The organism is Enterobacter sp. PGRG2 (assembly GCF_030291195.1).
In the GTDB taxonomy this organism is placed as follows: Bacteria; Pseudomonadota; Gammaproteobacteria; order Enterobacterales; family Enterobacteriaceae; genus Enterobacter_D.
In genome coordinates, this window is record NZ_CP127837.1 from 2,573,188 (window position 1) to 2,578,146 (window position 4,959).

Here is a 4,959-nt window from a genome sequence, read left to right on the forward strand (position 1 = left end):
CGGCCCGAAGGGCGAGGCGAAGCCGAGTCATCCTGCACGACCCACCAATGTAGAAAGGCGCCCTAAAGGCGCCTTTTTGCTATGCGCGAAATGCAGGTTTTTTGCCGGGTGGCGCTGCGCTTACCCGGCCTGCAGCGTACGTGTAGGCCCGGCAAGCTTGCGCCGCCGGGCGTTTACCTCTTCCCGCAAAAAAACGTCCGCCAGCATCGTTATCTCTGTGACTTTCCCCTGCGAATCGGCTATGCTTGTTTAGCATATAAAACACAGCTGGTTTTTGATAAGCAATTTATCGCTTTATGAACCGATATTTGTTAAGTCAGCAAAACGAGAAAGCCACATGAGCGTGATGTTCGATCCGGAAACCGCGATTTATCCCTTTCCGCCAAAGCCTGCGCCCTTAAGCCGTGATGAAAAACAGGCGTACCGCGAAGAAATTAAACGTCTTCTGAAAGCGCGGGATGCGGTAATGGTTGCCCATTACTACACCGATCCGGAAATACAGCAGCTGGCGGAGGAAACCGGCGGCTGTATTTCTGATTCGCTGGAGATGGCGCGCTTTGGCGCAAAACATCCCGCCTCGACGCTGCTGGTCGCGGGCGTCCGCTTTATGGGGGAAACCGCCAAAATTCTCAGCCCGGAAAAAACCATCCTCATGCCAACCCTCCAGGCGGAATGTTCACTCGATCTCGGCTGCCCGGCGGATGAATTCAGCGCCTTCTGCGACGCCCATCCGGATCGCACCGTGGTGGTCTATGCCAACACCTCTGCCGCCGTCAAAGCGCGCGCCGACTGGGTGGTGACCTCCAGCATCGCCGTTGAGCTGATCGAGCATCTCGACAGCCTCGGAGAGAAAATCCTCTGGGCGCCGGACCGGCATCTCGGCAACTATGTACAAAAACAGACCGGCGCGGATGTGCTGTGCTGGCAGGGAGCCTGTATCGTACATGACGAATTCAAAACTCAGGCGCTGGCGCGCATGAAAGGGTTGTATCCGGATGCGGCGATCCTTGTGCATCCGGAATCCCCGCAGGCGGTGGTGGAGATGGCTGACGCGGTGGGATCTACCAGCCAGCTGATTGCCGCTGCGAAAAGGCTGCCGCAAAAACAGCTGATTGTGGCCACCGATCGCGGGATCTTTTATAAGATGCAGCAGGCAGTGCCGGAAAAGGAACTGCTGGAAGCGCCGACCGCAGGCGAGGGGGCAACCTGCCGCAGCTGTGCGCACTGTCCGTGGATGGCGATGAACGGCCTGAAGGCTATCGCTGACGGCCTCAGAAGCGGTGGCGCTGAGCATGAGATCCATGTTGACGCCGCGCTGCGTGAAGGCGCTCTCAGGCCGTTAAACCGCATGCTGGATTTTGCAGCTACACTACGTTCATCAACGTAAACAATCATTTGGGGAAAAGATGGATTTTTTTAGCACGCAGAACATTCTGGTTCACATCCCAATTGGCGCGGGTGGCTATGATTTATCATGGATCGAAGCGGTGGGCACCCTGGCGGGATTGCTCTGTATCTGGCTCGCCAGCCTGGAAAAAATCAGCAACTACGCGTTTGGTTTAATCAACGTCACGCTGTTTGCGATTATTTTCTTCCAGATCCAGCTCTACGCCAGCCTGTTATTACAACTGTTTTTCTTCGCCGCCAATATTTACGGATGGTACGCCTGGTCACGGCAAACCACGCAAAACGAAGCCGTACTGCAAATCCGCTGGCTACCGCTGTCGAAGGCTATCACGTGGCTTGCGGTCTGCGTCGTCGCAATCGGTCTGATGACGGTGTGGATCAACCCGGTCTTCGCGTTCTTAACGCGTATCGCCGTGGCGCTGATGCAGAGCCTTGGGCTTAACGTGGCGATGCCGGAACTTCAGCCGGACGCGTTTCCGTTCTGGGATTCCTGCATGATGGTGCTGTCCATCGTGGCGATGATCCTGATGACGCGCAAGTATGTGGAAAACTGGCTGCTGTGGGTGGTTATCAATGTGATAAGCGTGGTGATCTTCGCCCGTCAGGGCGTCTACGCGATGTCGCTGGAATACTTGCTGCTGACGTTTATTGCCCTCAACGGCAGCCGGATGTGGATCAAAAGCGCACGGGAACGTGGTTCACGCGCGCTCAGCCGTTAATGATGGTGATGTGCATGACCGGACGGCAGCGAATTCAGCTCGCAGTCCGGTCCGCTACAGGGCTGATACTCCATCTGCACGGTGACGTGCTCAATCTCATAATGATGCGCCAGAAAGTGCTGAATGCGCGTCAGAAGGGCATCATGGTCGTGCGGTGGCACCACCTGCACGTGCAGCGTCATCACCGTCTTTTCACCAATCGTCCACACATGCACATGGTGCGCGTCGCGAACTTCCGGTATATCCCGGCGCAGATGGCGCTTGAGGGCATTAATATCCAGCGACACCGGCGCGCCTTCCAGTAATTCATTGACGCTTTCCCGTAACAGCTGCCACGCGCTGCGCAACACCAGACAGGACACCAGCACCGACAGGATAGGGTCGGCAGGTGTCCAGCCCGTCCACAGGATCACCACCGCGGCAACAATTGCCCCGACCGAACCCAGCAGATCGCCCAGCACATGCAGGGCAGCGGCCCGCACATTCAGATTTTTTTCCGAACTGCCCCGGTGCAGGATCCAGAATGCCAGCAGATTGGCGACCAGACCGGCGAAAGCAATCGCCATCATGGTGACGCCCGCTACCGGCTGCGGATGACGGAAACGCTGGTATGCTTCCCAGACAATAAGCAGAGTGATTACTACCAGCGCAATGGCGTTCACAAAGGCCGCCAGGGTGGTCAGTCGCAGCCAGCCAAAGGTATGTCGGCCGCTGGGCGGCTTACGGGCAAATCCTACTGCCAGCAGGGCGAAAAGCAGGGCGGCGGAGTCGGTCAGCATATGACCGGCATCGGCAAGCAGCGCCAGCGAGCCGGAAACCAGGCCACCCACGACTTCAATGATCATAAACAGGGTGGTGACGCCAAACGCCAGCAGTAAACGGCGTCCGTTTTCATCGGCGGGCGGGTGAGAATGAGAGTGCGAATGCGCCATTTTTATAATTCCGGCATGGTTAATAATCAGCGCCTTACATCATTACAGATTTTTTTGTTTTCGGCACAAAAAAGGAGAGCCGAAGCTCTCCTCTTTATCAACTTATGGCTGTCGGTTACTGGGACGTGCCATCAGTTTTGGTGTTGGTATCGTTATTCACACCGTCGCCGGTCTGAACTTTTTCATTGATGTCCGGGCATTTGCCGTCTTTACACTGGGTATTTTTGTGGATGTCGTCTTTGCTCATCGTCTCGCCAGAGGCGCTGGTGTTGCCGCCAGTCATACCCGGCGCTGTAGTACCGGTGGTGGTATTGGTACCAGTTGCAGTATTGGTATTGCCGGTGTTGATGTCTTTATTACCCACACTGTTTGGCGCTACATTCTGATGAGCATCCGGGGCAACCTGACCCGCGCTCGCTGCCGCATTCGCGTTGCCGTTGTTATCGGAAGAAGCAGCATCCGCCGCCAGTGCTGCGCCGCTGGCCAGCGTTAATGTCGTCGTCAGGAAAAGTGCAGTTAATTTAGTCATTTTCATCATATTGCTCCTGTGCTCGTCATTTGATTGGACAATGGGTCCAACAGTGCAGATGTGATACGAATTCATCGCCCAGTGGTGAAAGGTGCCAAATCCAGCCGGTAAGGCAGAATGGGATCTCGTTAAAACAAACAAATAAAGTGCTTACAGTAAAAAAGTTTAGCTACGAACCCGATGTTCGCTACTATCTGGAGCTTTTTAGCTGGTTTTCAGGAATTATCCGTATCAAGTGTAAAAGCGCGTTTACACTTTAATGCCGAGCAGTTAGATTGGGAGTATTGCAATCACTTCTATTTGTATGGCAAAGCTGGGATCCCCATGAATTATCAGAACGACGACTTACGTATTAAAGAAATCAACGAGTTATTACCCCCGGTTGCACTCCTTGAAAAATTTCCTGCGACAGAAACGGCTGCCAATACCGTCTCCCACGCCCGTAAAGCGATCCATAACATCCTTAGCGGTCAAGATGACCGTTTGCTGGTGGTGATCGGCCCCTGTTCCATCCACGATCCCCAGGCTGCGAAAGAGTATGCCGCCCGCCTGCTGGCGCTGCGTGATGAACTGAAAGGCGAGCTGGAAGTGGTGATGCGTGTTTATTTTGAAAAACCGCGTACCACAGTGGGCTGGAAAGGGCTGATTAACGATCCGCATATGGACAACAGCTTCCAGATCAACGACGGCCTGCGTATCGCCCGTAAGCTGCTGCTGGATATTAACGACACTGGCCTGCCGGCAGCGGGTGAGTTTCTGGATATGATCACGCCGCAGTACGTGGCGGATCTGATGAGCTGGGGCGCTATAGGCGCGCGTACGACGGAATCCCAGGTGCACCGTGAGCTGGCATCGGGTCTTTCATGTCCGGTGGGCTTCAAAAACGGCACCGACGGTACCATTAAAGTGGCCATTGACGCCATTAATGCCGCCGGTGCGCCGCACTGCTTCCTGTCTGTGACCAAATGGGGTCATTCGGCGATCGTGAACACCAGCGGTAACGGCGACTGCCATATCATTCTGCGCGGCGGCAAAGAGCCGAACTACAGCGCGCGCCATGTGGCTGAAGTGAAAGAGGGGCTGGTTAAGGCCGGGCTGCCGCCGCAGGTGATGATCGACTTCAGTCACGCCAACTCCAGCAAGCAGTTTAAACGTCAGATGGACGTGGGCGCAGACGTCTGCAAGCAGATCGCGGGCGGTGAAAAAGCCATTATGGGCGTGATGATCGAAAGCCATCTGGTGGAAGGGAATCAGAGCCTGGAAAGCGGCGAACCCCTGGTATATGGCAAGAGCGTTACCGATGCCTGCATCGGTTGGGAAGATACCGGCGTGGTGCTGCGTCAGTTAGCGGAAGCGGTGAAAGCGCGTCGCG

At 55.4% G+C, this 4,959-nt stretch carries 6 protein-coding genes; 4 read left to right on the forward strand and 2 right to left on the reverse strand.

The window, feature by feature from the left end:
* Positions 1-81 precede the first annotated feature (81 nt).
* Genes QRD42_RS11350 through pnuC form a run of 3 tightly spaced genes read left to right on the forward strand, consistent with a single transcriptional unit; the run spans position 82 to position 2,126 of the window.
* A complete protein-coding gene (locus tag QRD42_RS11350) occupies positions 82-300 on the forward strand; it encodes a hypothetical protein (protein WP_321987135.1) in 219 nt (72 codons plus the stop codon).
* Positions 301-337: 37 nt separating this feature from the next.
* Positions 338-1,387: a quinolinate synthase NadA gene (gene nadA, locus QRD42_RS11355; protein WP_321987136.1), complete on the forward strand. Its 1,050-nt coding sequence runs from the start codon at positions 338-340 to the stop codon at positions 1,385-1,387.
* A gap of 19 nt (positions 1,388-1,406) precedes the next feature.
* On the forward strand, positions 1,407-2,126 hold the full coding sequence (gene pnuC / locus QRD42_RS11360; RefSeq protein WP_321987137.1) for a nicotinamide riboside transporter PnuC: 720 nt from the start codon (positions 1,407-1,409) through the stop codon (positions 2,124-2,126).
* Here the strand turns inward: pnuC and zitB are convergent.
* Positions 2,123-3,058: a CDF family zinc transporter ZitB gene (gene zitB, locus QRD42_RS11365; RefSeq protein ID WP_321987138.1), complete on the reverse strand. Its 936-nt coding sequence runs from the start codon at positions 3,056-3,058 to the stop codon at positions 2,123-2,125. The genes pnuC and zitB overlap by 4 nt on opposite strands.
* 115 nt (positions 3,059-3,173) lie before the next feature.
* Positions 3,174-3,593: a protein YbgS gene (locus QRD42_RS11370; RefSeq protein WP_321988755.1), complete on the reverse strand. Its 420-nt coding sequence runs from the start codon at positions 3,591-3,593 to the stop codon at positions 3,174-3,176.
* Positions 3,594-3,911: 318 nt separating this feature from the next.
* Between QRD42_RS11370 and aroG the strand changes: the two genes are divergently transcribed.
* A partial coding sequence (gene aroG / locus QRD42_RS11375; RefSeq protein ID WP_321987139.1) for a 3-deoxy-7-phosphoheptulonate synthase AroG occupies positions 3,912-4,959 on the forward strand: 1,048 nt, incomplete at its 3' end.

Excerpts from the sequence above, each read along its gene's own strand:
- QRD42_RS11350 (WP_321987135.1), top strand. The coding sequence starts at position 82 with ATGCGCGAAATGCAGGTTTTTTGCCGGGTGGCGCTGCGCTTACCCGGC.
- nadA (WP_321987136.1), top strand. The coding sequence starts at position 338 with ATGAGCGTGATGTTCGATCCGGAAACCGCGATTTATCCCTTTCCGCCA.
- pnuC (WP_321987137.1), top strand. The coding sequence starts at position 1,407 with ATGGATTTTTTTAGCACGCAGAACATTCTGGTTCACATCCCAATTGGC.
- zitB (WP_321987138.1), bottom strand. The coding sequence starts at position 3,058 with ATGGCGCATTCGCACTCTCATTCTCACCCGCCCGCCGATGAAAACGGA.
- QRD42_RS11370 (WP_321988755.1), bottom strand. The coding sequence starts at position 3,593 with ATGAAAATGACTAAATTAACTGCACTTTTCCTGACGACGACATTAACG.